This is a genomic window from Amycolatopsis sp. NBC_00355 (assembly GCF_036104975.1).
Classification (GTDB): domain Bacteria; phylum Actinomycetota; class Actinomycetes; order Mycobacteriales; family Pseudonocardiaceae; genus Amycolatopsis.
Genome location: NZ_CP107982.1, coordinates 5,206,274 through 5,225,326, shown reverse-complemented (window position 1 = coordinate 5,225,326; position 19,053 = coordinate 5,206,274). Strand labels below are relative to the sequence as shown.

The following is a 19,053-nucleotide window of genomic DNA, read 5'->3' as shown; positions in this document are numbered from 1 at the left end:
ATGCCGGAAAACCCGGGTGGTCCTGAAGACCACGACCTGACGGCGAGCGAGGTCGCCGACGGGCTGTGGCTGATGGCTGCCATCGCGGCGAACTCGGCCGACGAGCCGGATCCGCCGCCTGCCTCTACGGAGCCTCCAACCCGGGACGAGTCGCCTGAGACCGCCGCGGTGCATCCTCCACCGATGATCCCGAGGGAAGAGCCCGGGCGCGGCGATGATCGGCTGCCGCCCCCCGACCTGCCACCGGTCGTCCTGACCGAACTCAGGCCGCCCCGGGTGATCGCGGGCGCGGGCGGCCTGCTCGACGCCGGAGAAGAATCGCCGTCGGCCGGTGCGACATCCCCGTTGCCCGATGTCGGGAAGCTCGTCCGCGCCTTCCGGTCGTTCAAGAAGAAGGTCCCTTCGGACCAGCCGGAAGACGTCGAACTCGACGAAGAGCGGACGGTCGACCTCAGCGCGGAAGCGGGAATGCTATTCCCCGTGACGAAACGGACGCGCCGGCCCTGGCTGCACCTGACCCTGGTGGTCGAGCAGGCACCGTCGATGGCGCTCTGGGCCCCGACCATCGCGGCCTTTGTCACGCTGTGCCAGCGGCGGCTCGGGATCTTCCGCTCGGTCCAGGTGCGCCTGCTGGAGACAGGGAAGACCGGACGTGCCGAGGGCGGCATGGTCCTGGGACCGGTGCTGCGCGGCGGCACGCCGGACAGCCCGGCGCGGGGCGCCGGCGAGCCGGTCGACTCCTCAGGCCGGCGGCTGATGCTCGTACTGACCGACGGCATCAGCGACGCCTGGCACCGGGACCTCGTGCAGCCCCTGCTGGCGCGATGGGGGCGCAAGGTCCCGGTCGCGGTGGTGCACCTGCTGCCCCGGCGGCTCTGGGCCCGAGGCGGAGTCGACGCGCAGAACGCCGAAATCACGACCAAGGGGCCGGTGCGCCCCAACGCCTCGTACCTCGTCCGGTTGACCGACTTCCTGCTCGACGAACTCGACCAGGCGGAACTGACCGCGGACTCCGTCGCGGTCCCCGTACTGGAACTGGAAGAACGGTGGTTCCGCCGGTGGGCGGAGGTCGTCACCGGCCGGGCCGACGTCCCGCGGAAATGTTCGGTCATGGTGATTCGGGACCGGCCCGCGGGAACGGTAACCGAATCGAGTGAATTCTTGGCTCCGCGTGAGAATGAGGTGAACGCGAACGAGCGAGTGAGAGATTTTCACAGTCAGGCTTCGCCATCGGCGTTTCGGCTGGCCACGCTGCTCGCCGCGGTTCCGGTCGATCTCGACGTCGCGTCCGCGGTGCAGGCGGAGATGCTGCCCGGTTCCGGCCCGGACCACCTTGTGGAAGTTTTCACGAGCGGCCTGCTGCGGCACGAGGGCGATCGGCAGCCCTGGGACCGCAACACCCCGTGGGAATTCTCCGGCCAGACAAGAAGAGTGCTGCTCAGCGGCGCACGGAGGTCGGACACGGCGCACGCGGTCCGGGCGGCGTCCCGCCAGTACGGTGAGCAGAACCCCACGCTGGCCCGGCTGCAGGCGGCATTGGTCGAACCGGACTCGACACCGGACCCGGAACCCGAGACCGCGTCACGCGCTGAGATAGCACTCGAACGAGATGTGATGAGCGCGTTGTCGGGTCCGTACTTATCTCGAGCCGATCGTTTGGCTAGAATCGACAACCGGGCAGGTACCTCAACGTCTTCAGGGCTGGGAGGTTCCGCCGCGGACTTTAGCGATGTTAGAATCGATGCTAATGTCCGCGCAGTGAGTGAGACGATGTCGCAGGCGCTTGAGGGGTCGAGTGTCCCTAGCGAACCCGCAGCCACTGGCGTGGCAAACCCGGCCCCTTCCGCGCCCCCATCGGTGGCACGAGACAAACTCGCTGATCAGGCGACTGTGGTCGCCAACGTCGGAGCGTCGACTACCCGTCAGGTAAGGCGTGCGGGTGAAGAGGTTCCCCCGGTCTGGGGTGCGATTCCCCCGCCCAACCCGAACTTCACCGGCCGCGGCGAGCTGCTCTCCCATCTGAGTGAACTACTGGGCGCCGGCACCACCGCGGTCCTGCCCGCCACCCTGCATGGAATGGGCGGCATCGGCAAGACCCAGATGGCCACCGAATACATCTACCGGCACCTGCAGGACTACGACATCGTCTGGTGGATCCAGGCCACCCGGCCGACCCAGATCCACGCGTCACTCACCGAACTCGCTCAGCACCTCCGCCTGCCCGGCGCCGACGAGGCCATCACCGCCGTGCCCGCCGTGCGGGAGGCGCTGCGTCTCGGCCGGCCGTACCGGCGGTGGCTGCTCGTTTTCGACTCGGCCGAAGACCCGGAAATGGTCCGCCCGTTCTTCCCGGTTGGCGGCACCGGCGACATCCTCGTGACCTCACGCAACCCGAACTGGGCGGGGGTGGCACGCCCGCTCGAGGTGGCCATTTTCGAACGCAGTGAAAGCAAAATGCTGCTGAGTAGACGCGGGCCCCAACTCGACGACGCGGACGCCGATCGCATCGCCCAGAAGCTGGGCGACCTGCCGCTGGCGATCGAGCAGGCTGCGGCCTGGCTGGCTGAAACCGGCATGAGGGCCGGGGAGTACCTGCAGTTGTTCGATGAGAAGGTCGCGGAAATCCTCGAGACCTCGAATCCGCAAGACTACGAAACCTCGGTCGCCGCGGCGTGGAACGTGTCGTTTGACCAATTGAGTGTCAGCAACCCGGCGGCCCATCAGCTGCTGCAGGTCTGTGCTTTCTTCGCCCCCGAACCGGTGTCGCGGAGCTTGTTCGCCGGCGTTCGCGGGCTCACGGTGTCGCCCGAACTCGACACGGCGTTGCGTGATCCGATCAAGCTGAGCCGGGCCATTCGCGACATCAACCGGTTCGGCCTCGCGAAGATCGACCACCGGACCGACACCATTCTCCTGCACCGGCTCGTGCAGCTGGTCCTGCGCAACCGCATGTCGGAGCAGCACCGCAACGAGATGCGGCACGGCGCACACCAGCTGCTGGCCAACCTCGACCCGAACGACCCGGGATCACCCCGGCAGTGGCAGCGCTACCAGGAGGTGCTGCCGCACATTTACGACGCCGAACTCATCGAATGCACAGATCAGTGGGTACGGCAGCTGGTCATCAACCTGTCGATGTTCCTCTTCCACTGGGGTGACCACGACGGTGCGGTCACGCTCGCTGAGCGCGCGGTGCAGGCGTGGGAACAGGATCGGCTCGAGCGGCACCGCAGGGGTGAAGCGCCTATCGAAGACCCGCCGCTGCAGGAGCTGGAGGCGTCCGAGCGGCTGGCGTTCTTCCTGTGGACCGTGGGGCGCTACGCCGACGCGGCGGAGACCAGTAAGGAAACCTTCGACCGCTACCGGGAGTCGATCGGTCCCGATCGGGAAGAGACGCTCGGCGCCGCGCTTACCTACGCCGTCATCCTGAAGGCGAGAGGTGAGTTCGCGGAAGCCGTCCAGCGCAATGAAGAGATCTACGTGAAGGCGCGGGGCCTGTTCGGCAACGACGACCCGATCACGTTGGTCGCCGCCAACGACTATGTCACAGCCCTGCTCCTGGTGGGGGACTATCGGCGGGCGCTTGAACTGGCCGAGGACACGTATCGCCGACGCGTGGAAGTCCTCGGTTACGACAACGCGTCGACCGTCACGACACAGGTCTTGATGGTCATCGCCCGGCGTGAGCTGGGCGACTACCCGTGGGCGCGGATCGAGCAGCAGCAGATCACCGACCGGGTCGAGCAATTCTACGGTACGGACAACATCAACACCCTGCGACGCAAGTACCACCTGGCGGTCGCCTGCCGGAAGGACGGCGACCACGACGCGGCTCGCGCTATCTCCGAGGACGCGCTCCGCCGGTTCCGAATCCGGTACGGCGACAAACACCCGAACGCGCTGGCTTGTGCGCTCGGGTACTCGATCGACCTGCGGCACGCTCACGAGTTCACGCGGGCGCGAGAACTCGGTGAAGAGGTCTTCGACTTTTATCGCGAAAGCCTTGGCGAGAAGCACCCGCACACACTGTCGGCGGCGCTCGACTTGGGTGTGACCATGCGGCTGTCCGGAGACCCGTCAAGTGCCCGGGTACTGGACGAGCGGTCGTTGGAAGTGCTCCGGGAGCAGCTTGGTGAGGATCACCCGCACACGATCGTCTGCGCGATCGACGTCGCGAGTGACCTCGCGGCGTTGGATCGCGTCGGCGAAGCCGCCGAGCGTGATGCGGAACTGCTGGTGCGTTCACGCCGGGTCCTCGGCGAGGACCACCCGACGACACTGGCGGTCCAGCTCAACTATTCTCTCGATCTCAGAAATCTGGGACAGGTGGAGAAAGCGGAGGAGCTGAGCGAAGATGTCATGAGCCGCTACCGCCAGGTCCTGGGTGATGCCCACCCGGGCACGGTGGCGGCGTCGCGCGGGGTTCGCGCCGACTGTGACATCGACCCGATGCCCCTGTAACCCTTGTTCAGTGGGTGAACCGGCCGATCCACGCGGCGACGGTTTCGACGTTGGGGGTGGCGTCCGCATTCGCGCGGAGTATTCGGTGCACCGCCCTGACTAGTTCCGGGCGGTGCAGCAACGCTCGTGCCGCCGGTCCGGTGCCGCGCGCCGCGAGGGCCAGCCCGAGACCGACGATCGCGGTCGGCAGACTCGGATTCGTCACCAGCAAGCGTCGGTAACCATCCACCGCCGACTCGATGGCTCCGCCGACCAACGCCAGATCGGCGTCGGTCGCACCGGGAACCTGGGGACCGCGTTCGGCAAGCGCAGTGCTGCCGTCTCGGCCCAGTCGGAGCCGGATCAGGTCGGTCCGGGCGTCGATCCAGCTGCCGTCCGGTACTGGCGTGGGTGTTCGCGGTTCCGGTAGTTGGCCGAGCTTGGGCCACGAGTCTCCGCGGCTCCAAGCCTCGGCGAGCACCGAGACGGTACCGGCGTCCGGGCGCAGGTGCCGGAGGCGCCAAGTCGCGTAGTGGTCGAGCGCAGAGGTCGCCGCCCACGCAGCGGGGTCGGTCGCGACCGGCTCGTCTTGCCAGGGTGCGAGTTCCGTCGCGATCCTGTCGAGGAACCGGCGTCCGGTGTCGGTCAGGCCTTCGTCTCGGTGCACCGCGCGCAGGGTGCGCCAGGACGCCGATCGCCAGAGCGCGAACTCGAACGACGCCAGCGCGTTGTCCGGTTCGGCCGCGGTCAGCGCCCGCCAAAAGGCCGCCACGCCGAAGAACGCGTAAATCCCGTGTAGCACACCACCGAGCGGCCGCGGATCGTCTCGCCAAGGCACGTACAACCGCTCACGGGGGTCATCGGTGTGCAAAGTGGCCAGGTGTTGGACGCCACCGAGCCGGATGTGCTGGAACTCGTGGACGAGTGCGGCGGCGAGCTGCTCGGAATCATCGCTGTACGCCACGATTGCGCTGCCGAACGCTTCGCCGGTGGACGCGCTGGGCAGCCGAAAGGCGACAGCCGGGGCAGGCACCACTGATTCGAGGCCGGCCGGTAGCGCATCAGCCACGTCAGGCAGGTTTGTGGCGAGCAGATGCCATGCCCTGTCGACGACTGTGCGCCACGATTCGACCTCCAGTGCCGTGAGCCGCTTCGGTGGAATCGGTTCGTAGAGGCCACGATAGGGATCGAGGTCGTCGAGCCTGATCGAGAGCCGCCGGTCACCGTGCCAGCTCGTGATCCGGCGGATGGGCTGCCAGTCCGCGGTTTCGGTGCTCAGATCATCCGGTAGCCGGATTTCGATGTGCCGATTCCGGACGACTATCCCGTCGTCTCCGGCGGACACTCGCGCCACCCCGAACGTTTCGCCGGTGCGCAGCCGGACCATACCTAGCGTCGGCAGGGACACGGTTCCCTGCCAGATCGGGAGCTCCGCCTCGAAGCCGGCCCCGGCACGGATGGCTGCGGCCGCGGCCAGGCAGTGCACGTGGCCGAGGTGGACCCAGAAGGGGCAGACGCCGGTTACGTCCTGGCGGCACAACCGGGTGGTGTAGCCGGCCCAGCTTCCGGTGTAGGGATGGGCGAGAATCGTTTCGACCGCGGCGGGTGCCCGCTGCTGAATCCTGGCCAGCAGCTCCCAGGCCCATTCGGGCGACGGGAGCGGGGCGGAAACCTCAGGGGATTTGGCCGCCTGATCGATGATTCCCCGCAGCAGGAGCAGCCGCCGGCTCCGTTCGGTCGCGCGAAGGTGCCGCACCAGGGCCGGACCGCCGCCACCACGGGCGAATGCGTCGAAATCGGTCCACGGCAGGTAGTGGGGGACCAGTTCGTCAGCCGTCACGGTCAGTCGACTCGCTTGGCACCTTGGCTGCCACTCGCCGTCACTGGAATATAGGAAACCCGCTCCGCCGCGTGCCGCAATGCTTTGCGCAATTCGCTGCCGTCGAGGGTACGCAGCTCCGAGAGCGGGACACCACCGAGATCGAGGACCGCGGATTCGATTCCCGCTTCCCTGCCGGAGCGTGCAGACTGCATCGCGATTTCCCCTCTCACAGGGAGAACGGACCCCGTCGGCCCACTGGGTATTGTCCCGCATTCCCGGCGATTGCGATAGGGACGGAGGCCGTACGCCGTTCGGACGACGCCGGAAGCTTGCCGCGACGTCAGCCGAGCATGGCCGTGGACGGCTTGACCTGTGACAATGAGAGCCTGCCGCGAACTCGGGGAGGTCCGGTGGTCATGGATTCGGCCGCGTACCACAAGACGATCATGGCGCTGGACATCGCCGGCTACAACGATCCCAGGCGCACCACGGCCCACCGCCTGGTGGTCCACGACGGGTTCTGGAACCTCTTGCGCACGTCGTTCGCGGAGGTCGGTGTCCCCTGGGATGTCCTGTTCCAGGAGAACACCGGTGACGGCGCCATGATCCAACTGCCCGCCCAGGTAGCGAAAGCAGATCTCGTGGCGGCGTTGCCCGACCGAATGCTGGCGGAGCTGCGGCGCTACAACGCGGTGCACGCCGAGGAGGCGCACGTGCAGTTGCGCGTGGCCTTCCATGCCGGCGAGGTCTACCAAGCCAGTCACGGCACGGTCAGTGACGCGACCAGCCACGCGTTCCGTTTGGTGGACGCACCGGAAGCGAAGAGTGCGTTGAAGACGTCCGGTGCGGCACTGGCACTGATCGTTTCGGATTCGTTCTACCAGGACGTCGTACGGGCGGACCCCGCGGCGGACGCTGCCTCCTACCATCGCATCCGCGTTTCGGTCAAGGAAACGAACACCGAAGCTTGGCTGCGTTTGCTGGGCGCGGCCGTCAACGGGTTCCCGATGCGTGAATTACGGCAACCGGCGGCGGTGGACGTGTTTTCGGCGTTGGTGGACGCGTTGCTCGCGGTGCCGTGCGTACGCAGGGCGGAAAGCCGGCACCTCCTGCTGGACCTGTTTCCCCGCCGGGAAATCGCGGACGTGGTTCCGCACCACGCCGAAGACCGCCTGCACGTGATCGCGCTGGCCAGGACGTGCCAGCGGTTCACCCGTGGCCTCGCCGACCTGCTGGACGCGATCAGAATGCTGGAGCCGCAGTCTCCGCAAGTCGACGCTCTCGCCGCGATCATCGAACAGTTGTGACACTCCTGCGCGCCACCTTATGTCCACCTTTTGCCCCTATTCCACCCGGGATCGATGGGTAAAATCACGGGTCCCGGACACCCGGGCGGGGAGGTGGTTCGTCAGGTGTCGGCCGGTGAGCAAACTCGCGGACCTGGACGGGAGTTGCATCTCCCGTCCACGGTCCGAGTAGCGGTCCGGGAGGCGATCGTGAATCTCCTCGCCAACGCCGGGCTGGCCGCCGACCGGCCGAGCCGGTCACTGATGCTGGATTTGATTCACGACAACCTCGGGTTCCCGTTGACGCTTTCGGAACACGCGACCGGGCGGGACCAGCTGATCGACATCGTCAATGCCTGCGCTCGTGCGGATGGCGGGATGCACGCGCTCGATCACGTCGTACGCATGTTGCGGCCGGGTTCCCAGGAATCCGAGCTCTTGCACCGGCTCGTGCACGAACCGCGGATGCACGACCTCCTGCCGGATTCCGAATTGTCGTGGTTGCGTTCCGTGCTGGTCGGATTCACTCCGCCCCAGCTCGGCATCCTCGTCCGCCGTGCGGCGAGCCCGGCCACGTGCCCGGCCGCCGAGCCAGGTGACGCGTGGGAAGCGTTCTGCCTGCTGACCGAGCTCAACACCCCCGCGCACGGGCTCCCGCCGGCGCTGGCCTTCGTCGAGTTGGTCGCCGCGAAGTGCGCGCGCCCGCTCGGCGACGAATTGCGGGAATGGAACACCTGGCAGGCTCGGCGGGTGCAGGGCGAGGCGCGGCTGCGGGAACTTCGCACCGAACGCGAGCACAACGGTGGTGGTGAACTCCGCCTGCACCTGGTGATCATGGTGGAACTGGACGGGATCGACCCCGACCGGCACGTGGTTTCCCACTGGCGCCAGGAGGATCCGCAGGAGTGGCCACCGGCCCGAGGCGGTATCGCCACCATCCGCGGCGCGGACCTGGAATACCACGTCGACCAGCTGATCGTCGAAGCGGAACGAGCTTGGTCGGAATACCGCGAAGAAGTGGCGCTCGAATTCGTGCTGCCGCGGGCCCTCGTGAACCTTCCCGTGCACCGGTGGTGCAAGGAACACGAAACCGGGGATCCCCGGCCGCTGTTCCTGGACTACCCGATCGTCATCCGCTCATTGGAGCGGATGTTCTCCCGTCAGTGGCACCGGGCGTGGCGAATCCGCTGGGAGGCGATGAGCGGAAATCCGTCCGCTGAACGGGTGTACTACTGCTCGCCGCAGGACACCGCCGGGCGCCATCGGCTCGACGCGATTCTCAGCGACGGAAAGTGGTTGATGATGGTCCTTGCCGGTCCGCCGTCGACGCGGCCGCGCCCCGGTGGGGACGAGCTGGCGACGGGGTTGCGTTCCGGGATTCCCGTGCTGCTCTGGCACCCCGACGCCGCCACCGACGTTTTGCACCAGGTCGTCGCGTGGCTGCTCGACGAAGGCGGGCTCGGTGACCTGCCCGCACGGACCCAGGATTCCCGGAGAGCGGCGTTCCGCGAGGTGACCATTCCGGTCGACTTGCGGATAGCCCGTGACCTGGTCGTCCTGTGGGACGACCCGAGCAGACTGCTTTTCCTGGACGACGGTCCTTACCTGCCGGACGCGATACGGGAGGATTCAGATGAACGCGGTAGAGCATCCTGAGCGGCCGGACTGGTGGATCTACCGCGGCACCGGCCGTCCCCTTCCCGATGCCTTATTGGCCGACCTGCTTCCGCCGCCGCCGCCGTGGCGGGCGTTCAACGGCGGGCCGGTGCCAGTCGAGGAAGTCGTGCCGCAGGACGAGGGCGAGGCGGACCGGCGGCTGGGTTCCGAGCACCGGCTGCCAGCCCGGCACGTCGACCCGCACGAGATCGACATGGTCAACGCGGCGCTGTACCTGCGCCGTCCCCTGCTGGTGACCGGCCGCCCGGGAAGCGGGAAGTCGAGCCTCGCGTACCGGGTCGCGCGGGAACTGAGGCTGGGCCGGGTGCTGCGGTGGCCGATCACCTCCCGCACCACTCTCAAAGGCGGGCTCTACAACTACGACGCGATCGGCCGCGCTCAGGCCGCCGGTGCGCGCGCCGCCGACCGGCGAGACGGCGACCAGGAGCCGCCGATCGGCGAGTACCTGCGGCTCGGTGAACTCGGCACCGTCTTCCTGCCGCGCCGGCAGCCACGCGTCCTGCTGATCGACGAGCTGGACAAGAGTGAGGCGGATCTGCCCAACGACCTGCTCAGCCTGTTCGAGGACGGCGAGTTCCTGATCCCTGAGCTGGTGCGGATGCGCAGCCGCAGCCGCGAAGTCGAGGTCTTCACGGCGGACCCGGACGCGACGGCCACGATCCCGGACGGCCGGGTCCGGTGCGCCGCGTTCCCCTTCGTCGTGATCACCAGCAACGGCGATCGCGACTTCCCACCGGCCTTCCTGCGCCGGTGTCTCCGGCTCGAGATCCAGGATCCGGACATCGAGCAGCTGGCCGCGATGGTGGCGGCGCACGCGCTCGATCCGAGCGACACCCACCGGTCCCGCATCATCGAAGAGTTCGTCAGCCGCAGCGAGGCCTTCGGCGGGCTGCCGGTCGACAAGCTCCTCGAAGCCGTCTACCTCGCGACTTCGGGCGCCTACCACGAAGAAGGTGAGTCCTGGCCCCGGCTGGTGGACGCGATCTGGCGGCAGTTGAACTCCGTGGTGCCGTGAGATGGCCGGGGAGCCGTCCGAGCGCCCGCCCCGTGCCGGAGCGCTGTCGTGGAACGAGGTCGCGGACGCGGTTTGGCTCGCGGCGGTGCTCGGGGAGCCGGTGGCGCGGCAACCCGGCGAGTTGGCGCCGGAGTCCGGCCCGCCCGAGCCGGGGCCACCGCCCGAGCCGTCACACCCGGATCCCGAGCCGGCTCCGGTCGGGGATCCACCGTCGTCGTCACCGGTCTCGGAGCCGGAACCGGCCGCCGGGCATCGTCGGCGGCCGGTGTTCGGGGGATTCGCGCGGGACTTCTCAGAGCGTGGCGCCCGGTCGCAGGGAAACGGGCGGGCGCCCGGATCGTCGACGATGCGTGGTGGCCCGGACATCCTGCGGGCCCTCCGGCCGTTGAAGCAGCTGCGTCCTTCGTCGTGGGACGACGACGTGCAGCTGGACGAGGAACTGACCGCTGAACAAGCCGTCCAGGACGGTCTTTGGCTCCCGGTGCTGAAACCTGCCACGACGACCCGGGTCCTGGATCTGACGGTGGTGGTCGACGCCGGGTCGTCGATGGCCCTGTGGCAGCCGGAGGTCAGGTCGTTCCTCAAGCTGGTGCAGCAGCTCGGAGCGTTCCGGACGGTCCGGATCCGTTACCTGGAAACGGAAACCCGGGCGACCGACGGCTCCCTGGCCCCGGTGCTGCGCGGCGGCACCCCGGACGCGCCGCAGCACAGCGTGGCCGAACTCCTGGACTGGTACGGCGACCGGCTCATGCTCGTCCTGACCGACGGGATCGGCGAGGCGTGGCGACGTGACCTGGTTTCGCCGCTGCTCGCGCAGTGGAGTGCGGGCATGCCGGTCGCCTTGGTGCACCTGCTGCCCCAGCACATGTGGAAGAAGTCCGGCATCCCCTTGCATAGGGCGTTGCTGACGTCGCCCGGTCCGTTCCGGCCGAACCGCCGGTACGGGTTCGACCTGCCGGACGCCTGGATGACCATGGCGGATCCCGAAAAGGCGGTCACCGGTGCGGTGCCGGTCCCGGTCCTCGAGCTGGGCGGGCGGTGGTTCAGCTGGTGGGTGCGGCTCATCTCGCGCTCGGTCACCGAGGCGGTGCCGGGTACGGTCCTGCTCGCGCGTGATCAGCCGATGCCCGAGACGGGGGACGACGAAGAGCCGGCCAGGCCGCCGACAGCCCAGGAGCGGGTCCGGCGGTTTCTCGGTGCCGCGACGCCGCCGGCGTTCCGGCTCGCGACCCTGCTGGCCGCGGTTCCGGTCAGCCTGCCGATCGCCCGGTTCGTCCGCGCGGAACTCGTGCCCGAGGCCAACACGTCGCACCTCGCCGAAGTGTTCACGAGCGGGCTCCTCGGACCGCAGGCGGACCATCCGAACCTCGCCGGGGACGACGCCGTTTTCGAGTTCCCGGCGTCCGTCCGCGAGGCCCTGCTCACGGCCGGACGGCGCTCGGAGACTGTGCAGGTGGTCGCCGCGACCGGAGAGCGGTTCGGCGAGCAGCACCCCGTTCTGCTGAGGATCGTCGACGCGCTCGCCGATCCCGATCGGGCGGACCTGCCCGAAGAAAGCGCGGACATCACCCTCGAGCGTGTGGTGATGCGCGCGCTCTCGGGGCCGTACGCCTGGCGCGCCGAACGGTTGCACGAGCGGGAGCGGGAACTCGCGGTCGCGGCGGCGGAGAGTGGCGCCGCCGGAGAGGACGAAGCCGAGGACGGCGTGGGCCCGCCGGCGACGGCCGAACTCGAGGTCGCGGACGAGCGGCTGGTCGAGAACGTCCGGGAAGAAGCGGCCACCTCCCTGCGCCGCGTCCGGCGGATCACCACCGACGCACCGGTGATTTGGGGCGCGGTCCCCGCGCGCAACCCGGAGTTCATCGGTCGCCGGGACCTACTCGACCGGCTCGGTGCGAGCCTGGATTCGGCCGGCAGCGCGATCTTGCACGGGCCGGGCGGCCTCGGCAAGACCCAGCTCGCGGTCGAGTACATCTACCGGCGACTTCGCGACCACGACCTCGTGTGGTGGGTCAGCGCGACCCAGGAATCCCAGATCCGGGCGTCCTTGATGGAACTCGCCCGGCAACTGCGCCTGCCGGAGGCGGACGAGACGGTCGCCGCGGTACCGGCCGTCCTGGACGCGCTCCGCACCGGCAAGCCGTACCGCCGCTGGCTGATCGTCTTCGACGCGGCCGACGAACCCGAGTTCCTCCTGCCGTTCCTCCCGGTCGGCGGGCCGGGACGGATCCTGGTCACCGCACGCGACGCCGCTTCGAACTCCTTCCCGGCGGAGCCGATCGAGGTCGACCGGTTCTCCCGCGAGGAGAGCATCGACCTCCTGCGCCGCCGGGACGGCACGGTCACGATGGCGGACGCCGAGGCGCTGGCGGAGAAGCTGGGTGACCTGCCGATCGCGCTCGCACAGGCCGCGGCTTGGCGGGCCGAGACCGGGATGCCGGTCGCCGACTACACCCGGCTGCTCGACGAGAAGATGGCCGAGCTCTTGACCTTGTCCCCGCGGCCGACGGACGACGAGATCTCCGTGACGGCGGCCTGGAACGTCTCCTTCGACGGGCTCTCGACCCGCAACCCGGCCGCGCACCAGTTGCTCCAGGTGTGCGCGTTCTTCGCCGCCGAACCGATTTCCCGCAGCCTGTTCACCGGGGTCCGCGGCGTGTCGATCGCGCCGGAGCTGGACACCGCGATGCGGGATCCGGTCCTGCTGGACCGGACGCTGCGGGAGATCAACCGGTGCCGGCTGGCGAAGCTGGACCACCGCAGTGGCACGTTGCTCCTGCACCGCCTCGCGCAGGTGGTGTTGCGGGCGACGATGACGGACAAGACCCGAGCGAAGATGCGACACGGCGCCCACCTTCTGCTCGGAAATCTCGATCCGAATGCCCCCGCGGCGGCCCGCCAGTGGCCGCAGTATCAGCTGGTCCTGCCGCACTTCCGGCACGCCGGGCTGATCGACTGCGACGATCAGTGGGTCCGGAGGTTGGTGTTCAACCTGCTGAAGTTCCAGTACTTCTCCGGTGACCACACGGGCGCGCTCACCTTGACCGAGGAGGTCGTCGCCGTCTGGACGGAGCGGTACGGCGCCGAGGACGCACAGACGCTGGCCGCGGCGGAGCATCTCGGGTTCGTGCTCTGGGTGCTCGGCCGGTACGAGGCGTCGTCGGAGGTCAGCAGGCGCACGCTGCGGCTCTACCGGCGGACGTTCGGCCCGGAATCGGAACAGGCGCTGGGTGCCGAGGTGCTGGTGGCGACCGGGCTGAAGTCCAACGGCGACTTCTTCGCCGCCCGTGATCTCAACCGGCAAACCTATGAGAAGGTCCGGTCGCTGTTCGGTGACGACGATCCAACCGCGCTCGAAGCGGCGCACGACCTCGTCGTCTCACTCCTGCTGGCCGGCGACTACGAGCAGGCTCGCTCGCTCAGCGAGGACACCTACGAGCGCCTGTCCGAGATCTTCGGGTACGACAACTGGAAAACCATCCTCACGCTCAACATCATGATCATCTGCCGTCGCGAGCTCGGTGACTACTCGTGGGCGCGGATCGAACAGGAGAAGGTCGTGGAGCGGGTGCGCGGTCTGTTCGGCTCGGGAACAGACGGTGTCATCCGCCGTGACTTCCACCTCGCGGTGGCACAGCGTAAAGACGGTTACCACGAGGCCGCGTTGACCCTGTCGGGCAGCGCATTGCAGCGGTTCCGGCTCAAGTACGGATCGGATCACCCCAACGCGATGGCCTGCGCGCTCGCCCATTCGATCGACTTGCGCAACGCCGGTGACCTGGCGGCATCGCTGGAGTTCGGAAAGCAGGCATTGGCACTGTATCGGGGCAGCTTGGGCGACCGGCATCCGCACACGCTGGCCGCCGAAGCCGACATCGGCGTCACCCTGCGGCTGCTCGGCGATCCGGCGAACGCGCTGGCCCGGGACGAGCGCGCCCTCTCCGGCCTGCGTGATCGGCTGGGCCCGGTCCACCCGCATGTCCTGGCGTGCTCGATCAACACGGCGAACGACTGGTTCGCGCTCGGCGACGTGCAGCGGTCCCTGCGGATGAACACCGACACACTGGCGCGTTTGCGCCGAGCTTTGCCAGAGAACCACCCCACCACTATTGCGGCGCGGCTCAACCGAGCCCTGGATCTCGAGCGGCTCGGCCGCGTCCGCGAAGCGTTGAGCCAGCACCGGGACGTGCTCGCCGTGGCCGACCGAGTGCTGCGTCCCGGCCATCCCGCGATCACGGCGGCGGAGAACGCTGTCCGAGCGGAGTGCGACATCGACCCGATGCCGTTGTAGGGCCGATCCAGTTCATGACGTACGCAATAACTCAAGCGAACCTCCACGACAGCCTGTCCGCGCATGCGCTCGACACCCCCACTCGTAGCGTCCCGACCTGCCCGGGAGCTGCGATGCTTGGCGGCGGGCCTGATGCAGGTGATGCCCGCCCAGTTGAGGTTGTCACTGGCCGCCAGCCTCCTGCGACGCCGTTCGGTCACGGCGATTCGAGTCGGTGTGGCGGGAGCGGTATCCGAATCGAGTGATTTTCACAGTCGGCGAACCGTTGGTCTTTCGGCTGTCCCCACTCCTTGCCGCGGTTCCGCAGGACCTCGACGTCCCTTCCGCGCTGTAGGCGGAGATTCTGCCGGGGGTCCAGCCCGGACCACCTCAGGAAGCTCGAGCGAGATGTGATGAGTGCCTATGCCTGATCGTCGCTTATCGCGGGCCGGCAGGAGCCTCTGGGCGGGATGAATGGCACATCTGGCCAGCCCGCTGGCGACGAAATCTGAAGATCGCTTGCAATGTCCGCAGGTCCGCCTCCGCAGTCATCACCTAGTGGGCCTGCGTTCGGCCATCCGTTTAGTACGTCGCCGCTCACGGCCCTCTGTTCAATCGTCCAGGTCGACGTGGAATTTTTTAAGCGGCACAACCGAAATTTTGCCAATCGTATGTGCGTCAGACGAGCACTTTTCCGTGCTGTTCAAGGTGCACTCGACTCGGCCGGGATACCTTGGACATCCTGTCGCTGTGTTCAAACCGGTGGCTGAAACTGCTGCGAAGTCTCATGTGGACCGTTCGCAAGCTCTTCGCAAGCCGAATGTCCAAGCGGCTAAGCCGGTCTCTCCAGTCGTGTCCAACCACGCCTGCCTGTCTCACGGTCCACATTGCTCACGCATGACGACAACCCCTGTCTCCTTTCGAGTTCGAGTTGGCGCAGATGGTGACCTTGCGCCTCTGGCGGGGCTTTGGTCTCGTCGTCGATGTGTCAACGAGCGTTGCCGTCGCCCCCGGGCATGGACCAACGCTATTGACAAAGTGTCAATGAGGCAACGGACTGTTCACCTCGGCATCAGCGACAGCAAGCAACACGGCTAACCTCGCTTGTCGAGTAGCGGCCCTGCGGCCGTGCTAGCTTTACGCGCCCCTTCTTCTGTCAACTCTTGAGTACGAGGAGAAAAACATCGCTACGCGATCGCCGGGTAGCAGCGAGCTACCGGGCATAAGATCCGAACTCCTCGACTTGAGTTCTGTCTCCCTGTCCGAACTGCGGAAGCTCGACGCTGTTGTGCTCGGGCGTTCGATTCGTCACGCCGCGGACCGGACCGCTCACATCCCGGTGACCGCGAGTGGCAGCGGCGGCGCCAAACGCGTCGACTGAAAGCGCTCCGAAGACCTCATGATGCACACGAAGAATCATGTGACGTCCGTTCCGGACCTGCACTGGGTTTCCTGGGACACCTTCGACGAGTTGGCCGTCGGCGCCGGTGGGACGAGCGTCGGGAGCGTGCTGCGCAGCGCTGATCGCAGCCGCCGGTTGCTTCTGCTGTCCGGTCTCGTGAACCTGGCGGAAGCGGACGAGGGCGTGACGGGCCCGCTCACCTCCGTAGAAGCAGCCTGGGATCTGCTTGTCCGGGCTGAGGAAACCGAGCCGGATGCGCTCGAACGGGTGATCGCCCACCCGTACACGGGGAGCTGGGCGGGGTATACGACCCGCCTGATCGAGCAGGGACTGACCGGCGAGTGTCCGCTCTGGGTCCACTACGGCTACCTCCATACCCTGGCCGCGGCCGCGGCGATCCACGCGGGCCTGGAGTTCACCATCCGGGTGCCGGTCTGGCACGATATCGTCGTGCTGCCGACGTTGGGCGCTGCTCGGCTGGCCGAAGGCGGTGGGTTCACGACCGCTGGAGTACGTGGGGCGGCCGGGTCTTTCACGATCAGCGGTGATCGCTCGCAGGCCGCGTCTGGTACGGCGGCCTGGAGTCCCCTCCGGGAGTTTCGCTTCGAGGCCGATGGCCGGGTTCTGGCGCTGCGGCTCGACGACTTGGACCCGCATCGCGGCCTCTACCACCCGATTCCTCCGGACCGGCTGACGGACGACGAAGCGGCGACTTGGCGGGACCTGCTCGGCGAAGCGTGGCGGCTGATCGTCGACCACCTACCCGAGTACGCGGAAATCCTGCCTGCAGGTCTGACGTCGATCGTGCCGAACCCGGCCGTTCCGTTCCGGCTCCCCAGCGCATCGACGGGCGAAGCCTTTGGGAGCGCGGTCATCGCCGGGCCTGAGGCCGAAGAGCCCGCCACCCTCGCCGCGGCCCTGGTGCACGAGTTCCAGCACATCCGGCTGGGTGGCCTGCTGCAATTGGCGCGGCTGCACGACGACGACCGCACTGAACGGCTCTACGCCCCGTGGCGGGAAGATCCGCGCCCGCTCGGTGGCCTGGTCCACGGGGTCTACGCGTTTTTCGGCGTTTCGGCCTTCTGGCGGGCGCTGTCACGGGCGCACCCGGAAGACCGGTTGGCCGCCTTCGAGTTCGCTCACTGGCGGGCGCAGACCTGGCAGACCCTCGAATCGATCCGGAACGACACCGCCCTGACCGACGCGGGACGGCGGTTCCTGGACGAACTCGCCGCCGTTTTCGGCCCGTGGCAGTCCGAACCAGGCGCCCCCGAAGCAGTGCACTGGGCGGAGAAGCTGGCCGCGGACCACTACGCCGGCTGGCGGCTTCGCCACATCCGACCTGAGCCGGACGTGGCCGCGGACCTCGCGCAGGCCTGGCTGCGCGGCGAGCCCTGCCCGCGGGTGGCGCCGGGCGGCCGTCTTGACACCGTTTCGGACGGGGAGTGGGTGAACGCCCGTGCCGATCTGATCCGGGTCCGGTTCGGCCGGGACGGCGAACGCCGGCTGTCTCAGGTGTGGTCGCAGGTGCCGGGCGCGCTCGAGGGCGACCACCGATTGATCGCCGGCTTGGACGACGAAGCCCGAACCGCCTACCGCGCCGTGCTCGACCAGGATCCGGAGCACGCCGCGGCGTTGATCGGCCTCGGCCTTTCCCTGCCGGCCGGGCCGGCTACGCGCGCCTTACTCGGAGTGCCGGAGCTGGTCCGCGCAGTGCACCGTGTGCTGCGCGATGCGGGAAAGTCGCCGGCCGTCGACGAGCTGGCCGGTTGGATCGGCGAAGGGCCGGCCTGAGCAGGCCGGGGAATGAGGCTTTGCGCCGTCAGGCGACGGCGAGAATTGTGTGCAGCAGGGTTGTCAGTTCGGCCTCGAAGTGGGGGCGGGTGGCTACCCGGCGGGTGCGGGCCAGGTCGTTCGCGATGGTCAGGGCCGCGTGGACCGTTATCTTCGCCTCGCGTGGAGGGAGCGTGGGGTGGGTTGCCGAAAGCAGTGTGACCCACTGGGCCACGTAATCGCGCTGCACCCGCAGGAGGTCGGCTTTGTCGCGCTCCGGCATGGTCACCCGGTCCGCCGAGAACGAGACCAGCAGTTCCGGCGTGTGCAGAATCGTGTGTACGTAAGACGCCGCCAACCGGCGCAATGCCGCCGGCTCGTCCGGGGCCTGCAGGGCTTGCTCGGCCGCCAGGGCCAGGCGGTCGGCTGCTCGGTGGCTGATCGCCACCATCAGGGCTGCCTTGCTCGGGAAGTGGCGGTAGACGCTGGGGCCCGCGATGCCCGCCGCCGCGCCGATGTCTTCCATGCTCACGTCGTGGAAGCCTCGTTGGGCGAACAGGGCCGTGGCCTCCGCCAGGACCTGCTCTCGGCGGGACGGCGTGCCCAGGCGCAAGGAGGGTGTGTCCGAGGGCGGCGAGGTGGGCGTCGGGAGTGTGGCGTTGAGCACACCGAGGGCCAGTTCGACCAGTAACTGAGCGAAGCGACGGCGGGCCACGGCGGTGTGGTGGACCGACACGCTGCCGAACACCGACAGTGCCGCCCAGCACAGCAGCTCGGCGTCTTCGGCCCGTAGCTCCGGGCGTTGAACGAGCAGCGCCTTCGACCACGACGCCAGCGCCAGCGTCGACCGGCGGGCGATCTCCCGCTGGTCTTCCTTCGGGAGGTGACGGCCTTCCCAGCGCCACAGCGCCGCGATCTCCCGGCGTTCGACGGCCTGCGTCGCGAGCCGGCCGAGCAGGTCTTCCAGCTGGTCAACGGGCGGAACCGAGTCCGAGAGCGCTGAAGCCGTCGCCGCTTCCAGCTCTTCGAAACCTCCGAGGACGACGTACGCGAGGATCGCCTGCTTGTCCGCGAAGTGCCGGTACAACGCCGGGCCGGTGACGCCTGCCGCGTCGGCTATGTCCTTGATGCCGACGCCCGGGAAGCCGCGCGCGCGGAACAGCTCCGCGGCGACCGCGGCCAGCTGGGCCTTGCGGTCGCGCGGTCGCACAGCGCGCACGGAGTCGGTCATAGTGAGTCGACGATAGCGGCTAACGGCACACAGGCAACCCATTGACACCATGGGGTTATCCGGCGATATGTTAATGGTCATTAGCACTACTGGCCGGTATCATCGGTCACGGTACGAAGACGTCCCACCCGCTCGCG

8 protein-coding genes are annotated in these 19,053 nt (G+C 68.1%); 6 read left to right on the top strand and 2 right to left on the bottom strand.

Annotated elements, in window-relative coordinates:
- Entirely contained in the window at positions 1 to 4,461 is a 4,461-nt protein-coding gene (gene fxsT, locus OHS18_RS23195) for an FxSxx-COOH system tetratricopeptide repeat protein (protein ID WP_328618481.1), read from the top strand.
- 7 nt (positions 4,462 to 4,468) lie between these two features.
- Here fxsT (OHS18_RS23195) and OHS18_RS23190 read toward each other — a convergent pair whose 3' ends face one another.
- Positions 4,469 to 6,280, bottom strand: coding sequence for an aKG-HExxH-type peptide beta-hydroxylase (locus OHS18_RS23190; RefSeq protein ID WP_328618480.1), 1,812 nt, complete (start codon positions 6,278 to 6,280; stop codon positions 4,469 to 4,471).
- 398 nt (positions 6,281 to 6,678) lie between these two features.
- On the opposite strand from OHS18_RS23190, the gene OHS18_RS23185 reads away from it, so the two are divergent.
- The 5 genes from OHS18_RS23185 to OHS18_RS23165 all read left to right on the top strand — a co-directional run bounded on the left by OHS18_RS23185 (position 6,679) and on the right by OHS18_RS23165 (position 17,706).
- The gene (locus OHS18_RS23185; RefSeq protein WP_328618562.1) at positions 6,679 to 7,569 is read left to right on the top strand and encodes an effector-associated domain 2-containing protein; all 891 of its coding nucleotides are present in this window, start codon (positions 6,679 to 6,681) and stop codon (positions 7,567 to 7,569) included.
- Between the two features lie 189 nt (positions 7,570 to 7,758).
- Positions 7,759 to 9,204 (top strand): VMAP-C domain-containing protein, encoded by a 1,446-nt coding sequence (locus OHS18_RS23180; protein WP_328618479.1) that lies wholly within the window; start codon positions 7,759 to 7,761, stop codon positions 9,202 to 9,204.
- Complete coding sequence (locus OHS18_RS23175; protein WP_328618478.1) at positions 9,182 to 10,240, top strand: AAA family ATPase; 1,059 nt, start codon at positions 9,182 to 9,184, stop codon at positions 10,238 to 10,240. Before OHS18_RS23180 ends, OHS18_RS23175 begins: the two co-directional genes overlap by 23 nt.
- A 1-nt stretch (position 10,241) precedes the next feature.
- On the top strand, positions 10,242 to 14,531 hold the full coding sequence (gene fxsT / locus OHS18_RS23170; RefSeq protein ID WP_328618477.1) for an FxSxx-COOH system tetratricopeptide repeat protein: 4,290 nt from the start codon (positions 10,242 to 10,244) through the stop codon (positions 14,529 to 14,531).
- Positions 14,532 to 15,909: 1,378 nt separating this feature from the next.
- The gene (locus OHS18_RS23165) at positions 15,910 to 17,706 is read left to right on the top strand and encodes an HEXXH motif domain-containing protein (RefSeq protein ID WP_328618476.1); all 1,797 of its coding nucleotides are present in this window, start codon (positions 15,910 to 15,912) and stop codon (positions 17,704 to 17,706) included.
- Positions 17,707 to 17,734: 28 nt separating this feature from the next.
- On the opposite strand, the gene OHS18_RS23160 is transcribed toward OHS18_RS23165, so the two are convergent.
- Complete coding sequence (locus tag OHS18_RS23160) at positions 17,735 to 18,916, bottom strand: TetR/AcrR family transcriptional regulator (protein WP_328618475.1); 1,182 nt, start codon at positions 18,914 to 18,916, stop codon at positions 17,735 to 17,737.
- Between the last annotated feature and the right edge of the window lie 137 nt (positions 18,917 to 19,053).